This window comes from Nodosilinea sp. LEGE 07088, from assembly GCF_015207395.1.
Lineage (GTDB): Bacteria > Cyanobacteriota > Cyanobacteriia > Phormidesmidales > Phormidesmidaceae > Nodosilinea.
This window is the reverse complement of record NZ_JADEWX010000006.1, coordinates 43,843-60,852: the sequence shown is the minus strand read 5'-3', so window position 1 is coordinate 60,852 and position 17,010 is coordinate 43,843. Positions and strand designations below refer to the sequence as shown.

At 56.7% G+C, this 17,010-nt stretch carries 12 protein-coding genes and 1 pseudogene; 8 read left to right on the top strand and 5 right to left on the bottom strand.

What is annotated here, in order from left to right; translation table 11 throughout:
- Positions 1 to 66 precede the first annotated feature (66 nt).
- Together IQ254_RS03170 and ftsH are read left to right on the top strand one after the other, a co-directional pair.
- The gene (locus tag IQ254_RS03170) at positions 67 to 354 is read left to right on the top strand and encodes a YkvA family protein (protein ID WP_193964286.1); all 288 of its coding nucleotides are present in this window, start codon (positions 67 to 69) and stop codon (positions 352 to 354) included.
- A gap of 153 nt (positions 355 to 507) precedes the next feature.
- The gene (gene ftsH / locus IQ254_RS03165) at positions 508 to 2,376 is read left to right on the top strand and encodes an ATP-dependent zinc metalloprotease FtsH (protein ID WP_193964284.1); all 1,869 of its coding nucleotides are present in this window, start codon (positions 508 to 510) and stop codon (positions 2,374 to 2,376) included.
- Between the two features lie 241 nt (positions 2,377 to 2,617).
- Here ftsH and IQ254_RS03160 read toward each other — a convergent pair whose 3' ends face one another.
- The 3 genes from IQ254_RS03160 to IQ254_RS03150 all read right to left on the bottom strand — a co-directional run bounded on the left by IQ254_RS03160 (position 2,618) and on the right by IQ254_RS03150 (position 4,839).
- Complete coding sequence (locus tag IQ254_RS03160; protein WP_193964277.1) at positions 2,618 to 3,016, bottom strand: RidA family protein; 399 nt, start codon at positions 3,014 to 3,016, stop codon at positions 2,618 to 2,620.
- 102 nt (positions 3,017 to 3,118) lie between these two features.
- A complete protein-coding gene (locus IQ254_RS03155; protein WP_193964275.1) occupies positions 3,119 to 4,009 on the bottom strand; it encodes an SDR family oxidoreductase in 891 nt (296 codons plus the stop codon).
- A gap of 80 nt (positions 4,010 to 4,089) precedes the next feature.
- Positions 4,090 to 4,839, bottom strand: coding sequence for an SDR family NAD(P)-dependent oxidoreductase (locus IQ254_RS03150; RefSeq protein ID WP_193964272.1), 750 nt, complete (start codon positions 4,837 to 4,839; stop codon positions 4,090 to 4,092).
- Positions 4,840 to 4,978: 139 nt separating this feature from the next.
- Between IQ254_RS03150 and IQ254_RS03145 the strand changes: the two genes are divergently transcribed.
- Entirely contained in the window at positions 4,979 to 5,611 is a 633-nt protein-coding gene (locus tag IQ254_RS03145) for a TetR/AcrR family transcriptional regulator (protein ID WP_193964270.1), read from the top strand.
- Positions 5,612 to 5,911: 300 nt separating this feature from the next.
- Here the strand turns inward: IQ254_RS03145 and IQ254_RS03140 are convergent, their stop codons facing one another.
- Positions 5,912 to 6,922, bottom strand: a complete 1,011-nt coding sequence (locus IQ254_RS03140) for an NADP-dependent oxidoreductase (protein ID WP_193964268.1) — start codon at positions 6,920 to 6,922, stop codon at positions 5,912 to 5,914.
- A gap of 440 nt (positions 6,923 to 7,362) precedes the next feature.
- Here IQ254_RS03140 and IQ254_RS03135 point away from each other — a divergent pair, with 440 nt between their 5' ends.
- On the top strand, positions 7,363 to 8,415 hold the full coding sequence (locus IQ254_RS03135) for an aromatic ring-hydroxylating dioxygenase subunit alpha (protein ID WP_313887354.1): 1,053 nt from the start codon (positions 7,363 to 7,365) through the stop codon (positions 8,413 to 8,415).
- Here IQ254_RS03135 and IQ254_RS33430 read toward each other — a convergent pair.
- Positions 8,412 to 8,738, bottom strand: a pseudogene (locus tag IQ254_RS33430) (septal ring lytic transglycosylase RlpA family protein); the annotation flags it as partial. The gene IQ254_RS03135 and the pseudogene IQ254_RS33430 overlap by 4 nt on opposite strands.
- 1,720 nt (positions 8,739 to 10,458) lie before the next feature.
- On the opposite strand from IQ254_RS33430, the gene IQ254_RS03125 reads away from it, so the two are divergent.
- The 4 genes from IQ254_RS03125 (at position 10,459) to IQ254_RS03110 (ending at position 16,855) form a co-directional block, all read left to right on the top strand.
- Positions 10,459 to 10,665, top strand: a complete 207-nt coding sequence (locus tag IQ254_RS03125) for a hypothetical protein (protein WP_193964264.1) — start codon at positions 10,459 to 10,461, stop codon at positions 10,663 to 10,665.
- A gap of 171 nt (positions 10,666 to 10,836) precedes the next feature.
- Positions 10,837 to 13,386 (top strand): bifunctional diguanylate cyclase/phosphodiesterase, encoded by a 2,550-nt coding sequence (locus IQ254_RS03120; RefSeq protein ID WP_193964262.1) that lies wholly within the window; start codon positions 10,837 to 10,839, stop codon positions 13,384 to 13,386.
- Positions 13,387 to 13,740: 354 nt separating this feature from the next.
- Positions 13,741 to 15,132: an NAD-dependent succinate-semialdehyde dehydrogenase gene (locus IQ254_RS03115; protein WP_193964260.1), complete on the top strand. Its 1,392-nt coding sequence runs from the start codon at positions 13,741 to 13,743 to the stop codon at positions 15,130 to 15,132.
- A gap of 85 nt (positions 15,133 to 15,217) precedes the next feature.
- On the top strand, positions 15,218 to 16,855 hold the full coding sequence (locus IQ254_RS03110; RefSeq protein WP_193964258.1) for an acetolactate synthase large subunit: 1,638 nt from the start codon (positions 15,218 to 15,220) through the stop codon (positions 16,853 to 16,855).
- Positions 16,856 to 17,010 lie beyond the last annotated feature (155 nt).

The window sequence follows — 17,010 nt, the reverse complement described above, 5'->3', positions numbered from 1 at the left end:
TATCCGCCACGGGGGAATCTAGAAGATCCGTGGCACCATAAAGCCATCGTATTCAACGGCCCCGTCATGAACTCCACCGTTCAATCCTTCTACGACTGGTATAAGCGCACTCTCGAGCACCCCAAGTACCGCTGGCTGTTGGCCGGTGCTACCCTGCTGTACCTGCTCAGCCCCATCGATATTTCCCCCGACTTTATTCCCATCCTCGGCTGGATTGATGATGCGGCGGTGGCCTCTATCTTTATCGCGGCCATGTCGCAGATCATGCTGTCGGGTCTAACCAACAAGCGTTCTGGGCTGCGCTCCGATGCCCCCGATGCGGCTAAAACCACTGTCGATGTGGATTTTAACTAGACGAAATTCTCGAGCGGTGGGTTACGGCTCCCAAGGCCACTAAATGGGGCCAAGGTGGGGAATGCCTAACCCACGCTACGGTTGCTCTCCTTGTCCTGTGGGGCGATCGCCCCGTCAAAATCCAAAATCCAAAATCGCCAATCCAAAATCGCCATGCCCGTAAAAAAAGACCCTCAGCCGCCAAGATCCCGCCAGATTGCCAACATTGTTCTCTGGGCCGCCACCGGCTTACTCTTGTTGAACATCGTGTTTTCTGGCGTCCTTGGCGATCAGACCGCCCGCGAGCCCTATAGCATGTTCATCCACCGCATTCAGGAACAAGAGGTGGTGCGGGCCTCGGTGGGCCAAAACGAAATTCGCTACCAGGTTAAAGATCCCACCACGGGTGAACCGGGGGATGTCTACAGCACCACCCCGATCTTCGACCTGCAACTGCCGCAGCTGCTGGAAGATAACGGGGTTGAGTTCGCCGCTGTACCGCCGCCCAAGGGCCAGTGGTTTGGCAGCCTGCTGAGCTGGGTGATTCCGCCGCTGATTTTTATTGCAGTGTGGCGTTTCTTCATTGCTCGCGGTGGCGGTGGCCCCCAGGGGGCATTGTCCATTGGCAAGAGCAAGGCCAAGGTCTATGTGGAAGGCGACGCGGGCAAAACCACCTTCGACGATGTAGCTGGGGTCGAAGAGGCTAAGACTGAGCTGGTGGAAGTGGTCGATTTCCTCAAAACGCCCAAACGCTTTACCGACCTGGGAGCCAAAATTCCCAAGGGAGTGCTGCTAGTTGGCCCGCCAGGAACCGGGAAAACCCTGATAGCCAAGGCCGTCGCGGGGGAGGCAGGGGTGCCTTTCTTTAGCATTTCAGGCTCCGAGTTTGTCGAAATGTTCGTTGGTGTCGGGTCGTCTCGCGTGCGTGACCTATTTGATCAGGCCAAGAAGCAGTCTCCCTGCATTATTTTCATTGATGAGCTGGATGCGATCGGCAAGTCACGCTCCAGCAACGGCATGTACGGCGGCAACGACGAGCGAGAGCAAACCCTCAACCAGCTGCTCACCGAGATGGATGGTTTCGACGCCAGCGATACCACAGTGATCGTGCTAGCTGCTACCAACCGGCCCGAAATCCTCGACCCAGCCCTGCTGCGCCCCGGTCGATTTGACCGTCAGGTGCTGGTCGATCGCCCCGATCTCAAGGGCCGCGAGGCCATTCTCAAAATCCACGCCAAGGATGTCAAGCTAGCCGACACCGTGGATCTGCGACTGATTGCCACCCGCACGCCGGGCTTTGCCGGGGCCGACCTGGCCAACCTGGTCAACGAAGCCGCCCTGCTGGCCGCCCGCCGCAACAGCACTGTGGTCGAGCAAGAAGACTTTAGCGAAGCGATCGAGCGCGTCGTCGCTGGCCTAGAGAAAAAGAGCCGCGTGCTCAACGACAAAGAGAAGAAAATCGTCGCCTACCACGAAGTTGGCCACGCCCTGGTGGGGGCGATGATGCCCGGCACCGACGAGGTCGAAAAAATCTCTATCGTGCCTCGGGGTATGGCGGCCCTGGGCTACACCCTGCAACTGCCCACCGAAGATCGCTTTCTGCGGGATGAGGCCGAGCTGAAGGGGCAAATTGCCACCCTGCTGGGCGGCCGCTCTGCCGAAGAAATTATCTTCGGCAGCATTACCACCGGGGCTTCCAACGACCTGCAGCGGGCCACCGACCTGGCCGAGCAAATGGTTACCACCTACGGCATGAGCCAGGTGCTGGGCCCCCTCGCCTACGATCGCGCCCAGCGCAATGCCTTCCTTGAGAACGGCATGCCCAACGCCCGCCGCCCAATCAGCGAAGAGACTGCCAAGGCGATCGACGAAGAGGTCAAATCTATTGTCGAAGAGGGCCACCACCGCGCCCTCGGCATCCTCAAACAAAACCGCGATTTGCTCGAAACCCTGGCCCAGCAGCTGCTCGAAACCGAGGTGATCGAAGGAGCCCCTCTGCGCGAACAGCTCAATCAGGTGAAAGATCCACAGCCGGTGGGATAAAGCTAATGGTAGGCTGACGAACCTTGCCCCAGCGATTTCTAAATCCGCTGGGGCAAGATTTTTGTGAGCACAAAGTTTAGATAAACACATCGGCATTAGACCTGTTGTGAAATACTGTTGAAAATCACTGACCAACCATACTCAATACCCATTTACATTACTTTTCTTATTCAATCAACGCTGTTTAATTGCCGAGGTATGTTTGTGTGCGATCATTCCCTAGAAGCAATCGTAAGACTGTCTACTTAGTACTAGCAACAGCTTCGATTTCAATAAGCGTCTCTACAGAAGCGAGAGAAGCAACACCAATACCCGTTAGTGCTGGACGTGACTTGCCCAGAAACTCATTGAAGATAGGGGCAAGCACCTCCAATTGCTCGCCAATTTCTCCTCTAACATAGACTCGAACTTGTAGTAGCTGATCGATGGATGAGCCAGCGGCTGTCAGCGCAATGCTAAGGTTGTTCAGCGCTTTTCTCGTTTGGCCTTCTACAGACTGCTCGGTTGTCTCATGCTGATGGTTCCAATCTACCTGGCCAGAGACAAATACTAAGCCAGACTCTAGGTCAACAGTCGCTTGCGACATGCCAAATGCAGCCGCGTCATAAAGCTCTTTGGGGTTGATTTGCTGTTTGCTCATTTCAGTTCCGTAGTTGATGTACAGCTAGACTTTAGACCTGGACAGCTAGACATAGAGTAATCTATGTCTAAACAAGGGTGAAGAAGAAAGAAAAGGGGGCACTCAGTCTTCGAATGCGCTTGAGCACTCAAGATCGGCAATAAATCCAGGTTTCTCCGTCGGGTGCCATCCCAGCCGTTGCTGCGTCAGTGCGCTTGACGCCGGAGCGTCCATGCTGACAGGGAATCCGAGCCAGCCGAAATGACTTGCAGCCTCTTCGGGTGACAAGGCCACGACCGGTATCTTCAAACCCCGACCGATTGCCTCTGCAATCTCTCGAACCGGCACACCCTCTTCTGCGATCGCGTGATACCTCGCCCCGGCAGATCCCTGCTCAAGCGCCAGCCTATAAAGAGGTGCCACATCGAGCCGGTGCACCGCAGACCAGCGGTTGAGCCCGGTGCCGACATAGGCCGAGATTCCTTTCTCGCGAGCGATCTCAATCATATAGGTGGCGAGACCTTGTTTATCCCGGTTATGGGCTTGCGACATTCGCACCACCGACGCACGCACGCCGCGCGCCACCATCGAGATCGCCATCTGCTCTGACACCCTGGGAGTTTCGCCTAAGCCGGAAGGCGGCACATCGTCCTCTGTAGTGAGGCGATCAGGGGTGAGGGGTAGCCCGGAGGTAACGATCAAAGGCCGATCAGAACCTTCAAGCACCTCACCAATGACCTCGATGGCACGCCGGTCTACCTCAGCGTTCTCCGCAAACTTCGAGAAGTCGTGGTTAAAAGCGGCGTGAATGACGCCATCCGACATAGCTGCTCCATGGCGCAGGCTCTCCAGGTCTTTGAGATCTCCCCGGTGCGCCTCAGCGCCAGCCGCGATCAGGGACTTGGCTCCCTGATCGGATCGGGCGAGACCCAGCACCTGATGTCCGGCATTGAGCAATTCTGGGACGATGGCGGAGCCGACAAAGCCGGTAGCGCCGGTGATAAAAACACGCATGATGGTTTCTCCTGATGACTTTTTGTCAAAGTGGGTTAATAAGTATTTTGCTGAACGGAGCGGTGTTGCTAGAAGCTAGATCACCAAGCGACTGGGCCGTCCTCACCCGAAAATGTACCGGTTGAACCGTTCTCATTGAGGAGTGCGAGCTGCACGGCGCGGCGTGCGCCCTGCTCGACGGTGCGCGCGCCCGAGAAGTTGTTGAGCGCCGTCGCGGTGTGACCAGGATCGGCGATGTTCACCTTGATGTTTGTCTCTTCTAGGGCGAAGGCAAAGGCCAGCGTGACGGCGTGCGCCGCCGCTTTTGACGTGGAGTAGGTGCCAAACATTTTGCGATGTGGGTTCTCCGGCTCGGAATTCCACGTCAGCGATCCGCCTTGGCTCCCCATATTGACGATGCGGGCCGCAGGAGCCTCGCGCAGGAGCGGCAGCATCGCCTGGGTCACCGCAATCACGCCGAACACGTTCGTGGCCCACACGGCTTGCACATTCTCAAGCGGAGCGGAGATCAGCGAATCAGTCTTGATGTTGTCTGCGAATGTGCTGCCCGGCTTGCCAGCATGTGAGATGCCCGCGTTGTTCACGAGCACGTCAAGATGACCAAACTCGCTGCGGATACGCTCTGCTGCGGCAGCAATAGAGGACTGATCTGTGACGTCAAGCTGAAGGGCGTGGGCATTCGCGCCGATGCTCTTTGCGACTGTCGTCCCATGCTCAAGATTGCGCGACCCGACGAGCACCGTGAGGCCCTGTGCTGCGAGATCCTTTGCAATCTGAAGACCGATCCCTTTGTTGGCCCCGGTAATGAGAGCGATACGTTTGTTCTGCATAGTGGTTTCCTGTGAAAGTAGAGTTTGTAATCGTTGCTGAAACCACTTACTAAGGGTAAAGTGGAGTCATGTTCCGTCTTTCTGTATTATGTGGAACGATGTTCCGTTTGTCAGGTGAAAAGTAAAGTGGAGATCAAAAATGAGTCAGGAAGCGATCGCTCAAGGCGATAACGCTGGACGCGAGGCTTCAAATTCCCGGCCTTTGCGTGCAGACGCGCAGCGTAGCGAGGACGCACTGCTGGAGGCAGCCTTGGCGGTGTTCGCGACTTCTGGGGTAGACGCGCCGGTGCGAGAGATTGCAGAGAAGGCTGGCGTTGGCATCGGCACCCTGTATCGCCGCTTTCCGCAACGCTCTGACCTCATAGTGGCCGTTTTTCGTCAGCAAGTGGATGCCTGCGCAGACGCCGCCCCCATTTTGGCGGCTGAGTACGAGCCGTCTGAGGCGCTGGCTCGATGGATGCAGCGCTATGCGGATTTCATCGTGACTAAACGCGGGCTGGCAAAATCCCTGCATTCTGGAGACCCGGCGTTCAGCACTTTGCCCGACTACTTCAACCAACGGCTTCAGCCCGCGCTTCGAGGACTGCTCGAAACAGCGGCTGAAGCGGGCGAGGTGCGCACCGATATCGAGCCATACGACTTGTTGCGAGCGATCGCAAATCTGTGCATGTCGGCCAAAGACGACCGCACCGACTATGCGCGGCGCATGATTTCGCTGCTCGTTGACGGGTTGCGCTACGGCGCGAGCCCACAGGTGAACACGCCTTCCTAGAACGAGCCAGTTGTCTCGGAGCGGGACGGCACCGAGCAACGGGACAGATCGGCTGCAAGCCGCGTTTTGAATCATCCCCTTTCTCTAGTATTTTTCTTGGCGTAAAGGATTTAGTCCGTCACAGCCTCATCAACCGGGGGCTTCAGCTGCACCCAGTTCTAGCGCGTCAGCGAGCTTTTTCTCGGCCTTGATCATCCAAGCCATAGCCAGATCCCGCCAGCATTAGCCGCATTGATTGATGTTCTGCAAGTTTGATTTCAACGCTGTCTATTTACAGGCTTGAGCCGCCAATTATCGCGCTCACGTGGCCGTGAGTACGATCTTGCCTTGAATGTGTCCACGAGCAGCGCGTTCGTGCGCCTCACGGGCCTCCGCCAGCAGAAATGTACTGTCGATGGCGACGCAAACCGTACCCACATCCAGCAATCGGCCCAGCTCTGCCAGCTGCGAACCGTTCGAGCGCACTTGGGTTATCGAGACCGTGACGCCCAGCTTGGCGGCCTCCTCAGCGTCGGAGAAGCCTGGGAACACCGGGAACAAGGTGCCGCCACGCTTTAGCGTGCGCAAGAAACGACCGGTGGTAGAACCGCCGATGGTATCGAGGACAAGATCTACGTCATGCACAGTGTCCTCGGGAAGGCGCTTAGTGTAGTCGATGAATTCGTCGGCACCAAGCTCGCGGAGGAACCGCTCATGCGCACCCGATGCCACCGCGATCACGTGCGCACCTTTCCATTTCGCCAACTGCACCGCAAAATGCCCCACGCCGCCCGCAGCACCATTGACGAGCACCGTCTTGCCGCCGAGGGGCACGGGGCGATGTAGATCCGGTTGAAGCGGGTTCGGTTCGTCATGCCCCAACTCGATCAGAAACTGCCACGCAGTGAGCCCCGACATCGGTGCGCCCGCAGCATGCAAGTGATCGATGCCGGGCGGCTTGTGCGCCAGATCCGAGGCAGGCGCAGCGACGTACTCGGCATAAGCATCGCTCTTTCCGTAACTCGGAAAGCGGATCAGGCCGAAGACTTCATCGCCGACGGAGAGGCCACGCACGTTCTCGGCGATCGCCTCGACAATGCCCGACAAGTCCGACCCCGGAATGACCGGCAGCGGCACCGGCGGTCTCATCTCGGCGGGAAGCTGTTTATACCCGTCGCGCAGGTACCAGTCTGGGGGATTGACGCCGACCGCGTGAACGCGGACGAGCACTTCACCCGGCTTCAGCTCGGGCATTGGCGCATCTTCGTAATGCAGCACCTTTGGATCACCGAACTCGTGCAGCCGGATCGCCTTCATCGTATTTGTCGGCATCGCTTTCTCCTATGGGGCTTGCTGTATCATGGCGAGCAGCACGGATGGAGGCATCGGCACCGGCCTCCGTAATCATATGCCAGCAACACATAGGGCTGATCCCAAAATGGAAGTTTTTGCACAAACACTCAAAAAGGTGCAGTCCCCTTTTAACTCTCACTCTCCAACCGCTTTAGTGGTGCAGAAAAGAAGACTTTGTGAACACCTAAAATAGACTCTCATCGTCCCCACGCTCCGTGTGGAGACGAGTCCTTGGCGCTCCAGCGCCCTAGGGTAGAGGACGCTGGAGCGTCTGGAGATAGGCCTCGACGCTCCACCGTCGGGGCGATAACAAAGGCACCCTCTATAACTATAGGAACTGGCCCACAGGTGATCCGCTGGGCCAACTGGCCTCTGCTAAAGTATTGATTGCTCAATATATTGTGACATCTTAGAAATCCGTGGTTGCCGTTAACGACATCTACCTGCTGCGCAACATTTGGTACCACGCTATGCCCAGCCACGAGCTGAAGGCGGGCAAAATGGTGGCCAAAACCCTGCTCAACGAGCCGATTCTCTTTGGCCGTACCCGTCAGGGCAAAGCCTTTGCCCTGCGCGATATTTGCCCCCATCGGGCGGTGCCCCTCAGCTGTGGCCGCTTTGACGGGACCGAGGTCGAGTGCTGCTACCATGGCTGGCGCTTCGACGAAAACGGCAAGTGCACCGAGATTCCGTCACTCATGCCCGACCAGCAGATGGACCTGAGCCGCTTCGACGTCAATAGCTACGAGGTCAAGGAGGTGCAGGGCAATGTATGGGTTTATGTGAGCGATCGCGCCAACCCCCAGCCCCCCAGCTTCGACGTGCCCCGGGTGCCTGGCTTTGGCGACGAGGTACAACCCCAAATTACCTACACCATGCGGTTTCCCTGCTACATCGACCACGCCGTGGTCGGGCTCATGGACCCAGCCCACTCGCCCTTTGTGCATCGCTCCTGGTGGTGGCGGGGGGCTACCCTCCACGACGAGATTAAATGGTTTGATCCTTCCCCATACGGCTTTACCATGCGCAAGCATCACATGGGCGAGTCCATGGGCTACGGCTACTGGTTGATTGGGGGTATACCCGACAACGAAATTATCTTCTACCTGCCCGGCGTGCGCACCGAAGAAACCACAACGGCCAAGCACCGGGTGGTGAACTTAACCACGGTAACGCCCCTCACCGATGACCAAACCGACGTCACCTTTGAGCTGTACTGGGATCTGCCCTGGGGCGGGCTGCTCAAACCCATTATGCCGACGTTGATTCGCTCATTTCTGGGGCAAGATCGCGATGTCGTGATCAAGCAGCAAGCAGGACTCAAGCACGAGACCGTGCTGCGGTTGATCAAAGACTCAGACACCCTGGCCCGCTGGTACTATCAGCTCAAAAAAGAGTACCAGCGAGCCCAGGACGAAGCACGAGAATTTGTCACCCCAGTCAAAACCCAGCTGCTGAAGTGGCGAGCCTAGGGCAGTGCCGCCACCACGTTAGCCCGCCAGGCCTGGGGCACCCCCGGCGCTAAAATCGTCGCCTGATAGGGAATTACCCCGGTCTGAGTGCTACCCAGGCACTGGGCCGCAGCGTAGGAGAGATCGAGCGATCGCTCCCCGATGTAAGGGCCGCGATCGTTGATGCGCACAACCACGCTCTTGCCGTTGAGTTGGTTGCTCACCTTGAGGTGGGTGCCGAAGGGCAAGGTCTTGTGGGCTGCTGTCAGCTCATTTTGGTTGAAGGTTTCGCCTGTAGCGGTTTGCCGACCGTGGAAGTAGGGGCCATACCACGAGGCTATGCCGCTAAAGGTTTGGTGGGTTTCGCCCAGCCCCTGGGAGAGCATCTGGACTTTGCTGGGGTCGAGGGGGTTGCCGTCAAAGGCCAACCGCAGGTTATTCACCCATAGGGTGGCGGTCTGATGACTGCGGGCCGCAGCCGCTGCGGCTGACTGCCCAGCCTGTCCAGGGGATAGATCCGGCAATACAAACACGGTTTTGTCGTGTAAATGGCCAGCCACCTGGGTTGTGCTCAGACTGGGGGTCAGGTCATTGGGCTTAGCCTTGAGCAGCGGTACCGCCTGACGAATCTGGCTCGCCACTTGATCCGCAGCCTGACGCGAGGGCACCTGGCCAATGGTGATCTGGTTGACTTGAATGGCATACCCTTCTGATGGGCTCTCAGAAATATGCAGGTGGCTACCGCACAGGCCTTGGGCAGGTTGAATATCGGCTACCCCGTTGGGTACGGGAGCCGAGGCGGTTTGAGCGACGACGGCTACAACAGCCGTGTCATTCCAGCGGTGCCAGTCTACGGCTGCGATCGCAGGCCAGCGCAGCTGAGACTCAAACTCAAGGGGCTCTGACGCCAAAGCCCAGTTGGGCAGAGACGGCCCCTCTCGGGGGGGCGAGGCTACCGAGTCCTGAGCAGAACTATGCAGCGCTGGTTGAGCGTCAGCGCCTGATTGGTCAGGCAGCGTGAGTTGAGGGACGAAAACAGGATGAGGTAGAAAAGCAGCCCAAAAAAGACCAAGTAACGTCATTTACGCGTGTGCTGAAAGCGACACCCACTGTGCCAGCCGATTTTTCCTGGAGGTAAAACCGGGCTACAAGCTATGGCTGTGGGCAATGGAGAGCCGCTCCCCCAACAGCGGTGCTTATTCAGCAGTTGGGGCTAAAAACGCAGTTCTCCCGAAGAATCCGCAAATTGCGAATAGCCTCTCAGATTAACATCAAAAATTTGTATATGCAATCACAATCTTCAAGGGTTCTTTATAGTATGCCCACAGAGACTCAACTTTTTATAGTAAGCGGAAAAGACGTTGGGCCTTGCCCTATCAAGCAGTCTCAGTTGCTGCGTCCGACTGGTGCCTTCCAGTGCTTGAGTTACCCATGCACTGCAATCACCAGAATAGACAGCGACATCAGCTGAATGATCATTACCCACCACCATACCCACCGCCGTAAAGCAACGCCGCCTGCAATGGTGGCTTAACGTTTGCGGGCGGCAAGAGAATAGTCTTGCCGCCCGCAAGGTGAATAGGATAAATCCCAGGCTAGCCGTAGGCACCAACCCCTTGTTTGTAGCGATGCTGCTGCAAAAGTAGCAGCCCCATCTGGATGACACCAACAGAGGGGTCAGACGGGGCTGGAGACGCAGTTAGGAGGTATCTTGCGTTCAAGCATATCCGGGGAATTGGGAACTGGGGTGTTCCCTTAATAAGTTTTTAATGACTTGGGGGCGATCGCGGCGGCGTCCCCATAGATATCTCGCAACTATCTCGCAACCCCATAGATATCTCACAACCACGACCGGTCGCTGCCGATTTGAAGCCAGAGCGAAGGGGAGACCCCTGGGCTTTATGGCCGCATAAAGCTTCAGTGAAAGCCCAGAGTGCCAGGTATCGAATGAAACCTCAATTGTGAAGGATCATACTATGCCTCCAGTACTGTAAGCACTGCGCTGATGCGCCTGCTCGCTGGAGATTTAGGAGTTCTGTTACCTTCTCGGGTTTAGTTCTAGCTATGAAAGCAACGCTGATTCGACTCTTTATCTGGCCCAGTAGTGTGGCGATACTCGTGGGTATGAGCGTGTTAAGTTTGCTACTACTGCATTGGCCCGGTCTCGATGGCGATCGCCAGGTCAAAGGGCAGCGCGACGAGTTTCCTGGACAGCGGCGTGGGGGTGGCACCCACTGGGCCAATGGTCCACAAAATGACACTATGGTTTAGGTTTGAGGCACTAGCCAGTCTAATGATGCGGCGAGGCGGTCGAAGGTCATCGGGCCTCTGGGTACTCTGGGTACTTCCGGATAGCGGCGATAGCGTTTTGTAGATCTCTGTATTCAGGGATACGAGCTAATCCTTGTCGTTGCCACTTCTACCGCTGTCGATCTAATACCTATGGTGCATTCTCGGGCATTGCTCTGCGGACAACGAATCCAGCAGTGGATCTGCCGTTCTGCTAAGCCGATAAATTTTGGTAGTCGAGCGGTGTTAGTCGCCAGTCTGCTGGCGTTAACGATTGTGTCTGCTGGCAAGCGATTCAGGCTGTTTGAGCCCTTAGAAACCTCAAGCTTTGATCTGCTGACCCAGCTGTTAATTCAGCCAGCACCTGACCCCCGACTGCTGGTGGTTGAAGTGACCGAGGCCGATCTAGAAGCCTACGGTTGGCCGCTGAGTGATCAAATCGTGGCAGATATTATTGCGGCAGTACAGCGCTACGAACCGGCTGTGGTAGGGCTCGATTTGTACCGCAATACCCCCCAGGATGAGCCTGGCAAGGCGGCTCTGGCCGAAACGTTTGCAGCGTCGCCAAATGTCATCGGTATTTTTAATGTCGGTAAGCAAAAAGATAGGATTGAGGTACCCGCCCCCGCGGCCTGGCCCGCGGCCCAGGTCGGCTTTAACGATTTGGCCATCGACCCGGATGGGGTACTACGCCGTAATTTGCTATACGTTGCGGTACCCAACCATCCTTTCTACTCATTTCCGCTGCGGGTAGCGCTGGCCTATCACTCTGATTTGGCCCTCGAGGTAGATCTTGCCAACGATCGGTTGCGCATTGGCGAGACTAGCCTCCCGGCATTAAACACTGGGGATGGCGGCTATGCCAAGATCGATGACCGGGGGTATCAGGTGCTCTTGAAGTACCGAACTCCCTCGGCCCCAGCACCTACGTTGACTATTACCCAAGTCCTGGCCGGGGCCATACCGCCTGAATGGGTGCGGGGCAAAATTGTGCTGATTGGCTCCACGGCCTCTAGCCTCAAAGATGAATTCTTTACCCCGTTTAGCCAAGATCAGGCATCCGAGTTCTTGATGGCCGGGGTAGAGGTGCATGCCCAGAGCATTAGCCAACTGCTAGATGCGATCGCAGGCAAACCCGCCCTCTATCGATTTTTACCCCAGTGGGGTGAGTTTCTCTGGCTGTTCTCTTGGGCTCTGTTAGCCGCCGTGATCGGATGGCGAGTGCGGCGGCCCCCGACGCTGCTGCTATGGAGCGGAATGATGGTGGTCAGCATTTGGGCCTGTAGCAGTTTGGCCTTAGGCGCGCTGGTCTGGGTGCCGACAGTCGAGCCAGTCACCGGTGTTTTGCTGGCCTTGGGGCTGGTGGTTACTCAAAAAGCACTGTATCGCAGCAGCTACGATCAGCTCACGCTGCTGCCAGGGCGCGATATTTTTTTGCTCCAGGTGCAGCGGGCACTCCATCATCGGCCTGCTGGGCCGGTAACGGTGGTGTTTTTAGATATCGATCGCTTTAAGCTGATTAACCAGTCCTTCGGTCATGGCATGGGCGATCGCGTGCTGCAAACCATTGGCGAGCGGCTGCGGCAGTTTTTACCCCCCTCGGCTCATCTGGCCCGGGTCGGGGGGGATGAGTTTGCCTTTTTGCTGCCGGTGCATGGGCAGCCTACTGTCGATCAATGGCTGAACCGTCTGCAAGCTCAGCTATCGGAGCCTTTTGTGGTGGCGCGGCAACGACTGGCAGTGACCAGTTCGATGGGGGTAGCTATGGCCCACGGCGACTATCCGCCTACGCCCGAAGATCTGCTGCGCGATGCGCACACGGCCATGTATCGCGCCAAGGCCCTAAACGAGTACCGCTACGAGGTTTTTGCTAGCACCATGCACGAAGAAGCCGTGCAGCGGCTAGAGCTAGAAAGCCACCTGTTAAGTGCCTTTGAAAACAACGAATTTTTGCTCCATTACCAGCCGATTGTGAGCTTAAAAACTGGCTTGATCTCAGGATTTGAAGCGCTGGTGCGCTGGTATCGCCCGGGGGAAGGCTTTGTGTCACCGGGACAGTTTATCCAGGTGACCGAAGAAACTGGATTGATCGTGCATTTAGGGCAATGGATTTTCCGTACCGCCTGCGCCCAGTTGAGGGTTTGGCAGCAGCAGTTTCCCGAGCATCGGTTGACTATGAGCATCAACCTATCGCGCCGTCAGTTTCATCAGACTGATTTAGTCGACCAGTTTGGAGCGGCCCTCCAGGAACTCGATCTCGGCGGCAATCTCATTCAGCTCGAAATTACTGAGAGCATGATCATGCACGACGTGGATGGCGCCATTGACATCATGCATCGCCTTAAGCAGCTGGGGCTGAAGCTGGCCATTGACGACTTTGGCACTGGCTACTCTTCTCTCAGCTACCTGCATCGCTTTCCCACCGATACCCTCAAGATCGATCAGTCCTTTGTGGGCCGTATGGATCAGAGTGACGACGATCGCGAGATTGTGCAAACCATTATTGCCCTCGGTCAAAAACTCAAGATGGATTTGGTCGCCGAGGGCATTGAGTCTGAGAAACAGCTACAACGACTACGGGCGATGGGTTGTCACCGGGGGCAGGGCTACCTGTTTTCTCAACCTTTGGGACGCGATGCCGCCACGGCAATTCTGGCTAACCCTTGGCCCTGGGAGAGTTTTGATACCTCTGAAAGCGCCTGAGGAGATGCTACCAAAGCTGAAAAGTAAGGTTTTAGGTCATCGTTACATAACACTATGTTTTGTGCAGAAGTAATAGGATAAAAGAGTGGGTTTTGTGCTTCAAGGCACAGTTAAAGAAGATTCAATTTAGGGGTTAACGGCTAACGCTTCATTTGTTCCAAGGGCTATACGCTCCATCGCTAACTGGCCCAGGGTTGTCGAGATCTTGACCCAGGGCCGTTAGTTAATCGGTGATTCCCGAGAGAGTCGCTACTTAAGTCGCCTTCTCCGGGCGCAGGCTGGAGTCGTTTACAGTAATTAGGAATCTTTGAGCAAATGGCCTCTTACCCCAGTTGACCAACAGGAGGTCAAATCATGTCGATTGCTAGTATTAACCCTGCAACCGGGGCAGAAATTAAAACCTTTACCCCCCTAACCGATGCCGAGATAGACCAAAAGCTTACGGTAGCCGCCGCCACCTTTGCGACCTACCGGCATACGTCCTTCGACCAGCGGGCGACCTGGTTGCGCCAGGCCGCCCAAGTGCTTGAGGACAACAAAGCCGCCTATGCCAAAATCATGACCCTAGAAATGGGCAAGCCCCTGGCTGCAGCGGTGGCGGAGGTGGAAAAGAGTGCCCTGGTTTGCCGCTACTACGCTGACCATGGAGCCGATTTTTTGGCTGACGAACCCGCTACTACCGACGCCAGCAGAAGCTTTGTGCGATATCAGCCCCTGGGCCTAATTCTGGCGGTAATGCCGTGGAATTTTCCGTTTTGGCAGGTGTTTCGCTTTGCGGCTCCGGCCCTGATGGCGGGTAATGTAGGGCTGCTCAAGCATGCCTCCAACGTGCCCCAGTGTGCGCTGGTCATTGAAGAAATTTTTCACAAGGCGGGGCTGCCCCCTGGGGCCTTTCAGACCTTGCTGATCGGTGGTGCGCGGGCGTCGGCTTTGGTTGCTGACACGCGCATCGCCGCGGCTACCCTGACCGGCAGCGAACCCGCTGGCGCTAGCCTGGCCGCAGCCTGCGGGCAGCAAATCAAAAAAACGGTGCTAGAACTGGGCGGCAGCGATCCGTTTATCGTCATGCCCAGCGCCGATTTAGAGAGTGCGATCGCCACCGCCGCCGCCGCCCGCATGCTCAACAACGGTCAGTCCTGCATTGCCGCTAAGCGGTTTATTGTCCACGAGTCCATAGCTGAGCGCTTCGAGCAGGGGCTGACCGAACAATTCGCCACCTTGGTGGTAGGCAACCCACTGGATGAGGGCGTTACCGTTGGCCCCTTGGCCACTCCCGATATTGCCGCCGAGCTAGAGCAGCAGGTTCAGGCTTGTCTAGACCAGGGGGGTAACGCCCTGATTGGCGGCAGTGTGGCGGCACTCAAGGCTCAGTTGCCGGCTGGCCTCCAGGGGGGTAACTGGTTTCCGCCGACGATTTTGGCCGCCCTGCCCCCGGGTACCCCCGCCGACCAGGAGGAGTTCTTTGGCCCAGTGGCTCTGGTGTTTCGCGTGGCCAGCCTGGATGATGCGATCGCGCGGGCCAACGACATTCCCTTTGGTCTGGGGGCCAGCGGCTGGAGCCAAGACCCCACCGAGCAAGAACGTCTGATTGCCGAATTAGAGGCCGGAGCCGTCTTTATTAATGGCCTGGTCAAATCTGACCCCCGCCTGCCCTTTGGCGGTATCAAACGCTCGGGCTATGGAAGAGAGCTGGGGCGTCAGGGCATGCTTGAGTTTGTCAATACCAAAACCGTGTGGGTTAAGTAGCGCCCGACCTAACGCCAGGGTTAACCCCTCTTCCTAAGTTTTCCTCTCCTTTTTTACTGACCATCCACACCCCCAAATCGATCCTATGAATACCGCCGAATTGCTTGTCCAGTGCCTTGAAAACGAAGGCGTCGAATATATCTTTGGTCTGCCGGGGGAGGAAAACCTCCAGCTCCTCCAGGCCCTAAAGCGATCTTCCATTCAGTTCATTACCACCCGCCACGAGCAGGGGGCCGCTTTTATGGCCGATGTCTACGGTCGGCTGACGGGTAAGGCTGGCGTCTGCCTGTCTACCCTGGGGCCGGGGGCCACCAACCTGATGACCGGCGTCGCCGATGCCACCCTCGATCGCGCTCCATTGGTGGCGATCACAGGTCAGGTGGGCACCGATCGCATGCACATTGAGTCACACCAATACCTCGACCTGGTGGCGATGTTTGCCCCAGTCACCAAGTGGAATGCCCAGATTGTGCGGCCCAGCAACACCCCCGAAATTGTGCGCAAAGCCTTTAAGCTGGCCCAGTCTGAGAAGCCCGGTGCCGTCCATATTGACCTCCCCGAAAACATTGCCGAAATGGAGGTTGACGGCACATCCCTACGCAAAGACAGTCAGGAAAAAACCTATGCCTCTCTGCAAAGCATTCAGCAGGCAGCCGTGGCTATTTCCCAGGCTAGCAACCCAATGATCTTGGTGGGTAACGGCGCAATTCGCGCCCGGGCCAGCGAATCCCTCACTGAGTTTGCTACCCAGCTCAATATTCCGGTGACTAATACCTTTATGGGCAAGGGGGTGATTCCCTACACCCACCCTCTGGCGCTATGGACTCTGGGTCTACAGCAGCGCGACTACATTAGCTGCGCGATGGAGCAGGCCGATCTGATCATCGCCGTAGGCTACGACCTGATCGAGTATTCACCCAAGCGCTGGAACCCCGACGGCAAGCTGCCCATCTTGCACATCAACCTCACCCAGGCCGAAATTGACAGCAGCTATATTCCTAAAGTAGAGGTCATTGGCGACATCTCTGACTCGCTGGAAGAAATTCTTAAGCGAGCCAAACGCCAAGGCTACCCCGAATCGGCCATTACCAAAGTGCGAGACGACATTCGGGCCGACTATGAGCAATATGCCGACGACTACGGCTTCCCCATTAAGCCCCAAAAGCTGATCTACGACCTGCGCCAGGTTCTAGACGCTGAAGACATTGTGATTTCTGATGTCGGGGCCCACAAAATGTGGATGGCGCGCAATTACCATTGCCTGCGCCCAAACACCTGTCTGATTTCTAACGGATTTGCGGCCATGGGCATTGCCCTACCGGGGGCGCTAGCCGCCAAACTCGTCAGCCCCAACCGCAAGGTGGTCGCCGTCACTGGCGACGGTGGCTTTATGATGAATTGCCAGGAGTTGGAAACTGCGCTGCGGGTGGGTACGCCCTTTGTCACCATCATCTTTAACGACGGTGGCTACGGGCTGATCGAGTGGAAGCAGATGAGCTACTACGGTGAGTCAACCTACATCCACTTCAGCAACCCAGATTTTGTCAAGCTGGCTGAGGCAATGGGCCTCAAAGGCTACCGCATTGAGTCAACCGAAGACTTTATCCCCACCCTAAAAACCGCCCTGGAAGACAACGTGCCAGCGGTGATCGACTGCCCGGTTGACTATCGCGAAAACCTGCTGTTTAGCCAAAAAACCGGCGATCTGTCCTGCCTCATGTAAGCCGAAGCTGATGATTACCCCAAGGGTGATGGGCATGCCTAGATGGTATTTGCCCATCACCCCAACCCTGGCACCCGACCTAACCGTTGCCAACCCTGGCGCTAGAGGTTTTAGCGGCAATCCCTAGCTGATTTTAAGGAATGACGCGGTAAACC

Coding starts and splice junctions, on each gene's coding strand:
- IQ254_RS03120 (WP_193964262.1), top strand. CDS start 10,837: ATGGTGCATTCTCGGGCATTGCTCTGCGGACAACGAATCCAGCAGTGG.
- IQ254_RS03155 (WP_193964275.1), bottom strand. CDS start 4,009: ATGCGTGTTTTTATCACCGGCGCTACCGGCTTTGTCGGCTCCGCCATC.
- IQ254_RS03170 (WP_193964286.1), top strand. CDS start 67: ATGAACTCCACCGTTCAATCCTTCTACGACTGGTATAAGCGCACTCTC.
- IQ254_RS03125 (WP_193964264.1), top strand. CDS start 10,459: ATGAAAGCAACGCTGATTCGACTCTTTATCTGGCCCAGTAGTGTGGCG.
- IQ254_RS03145 (WP_193964270.1), top strand. CDS start 4,979: ATGAGTCAGGAAGCGATCGCTCAAGGCGATAACGCTGGACGCGAGGCT.
- IQ254_RS03150 (WP_193964272.1), bottom strand. CDS start 4,839: ATGCAGAACAAACGTATCGCTCTCATTACCGGGGCCAACAAAGGGATC.
- IQ254_RS03160 (WP_193964277.1), bottom strand. CDS start 3,016: ATGAGCAAACAGCAAATCAACCCCAAAGAGCTTTATGACGCGGCTGCA.
- IQ254_RS03110 (WP_193964258.1), top strand. CDS start 15,218: ATGAATACCGCCGAATTGCTTGTCCAGTGCCTTGAAAACGAAGGCGTC.
- IQ254_RS03140 (WP_193964268.1), bottom strand. CDS start 6,922: ATGCCGACAAATACGATGAAGGCGATCCGGCTGCACGAGTTCGGTGAT.
- ftsH (WP_193964284.1), top strand. CDS start 508: ATGCCCGTAAAAAAAGACCCTCAGCCGCCAAGATCCCGCCAGATTGCC.
- IQ254_RS03115 (WP_193964260.1), top strand. CDS start 13,741: ATGTCGATTGCTAGTATTAACCCTGCAACCGGGGCAGAAATTAAAACC.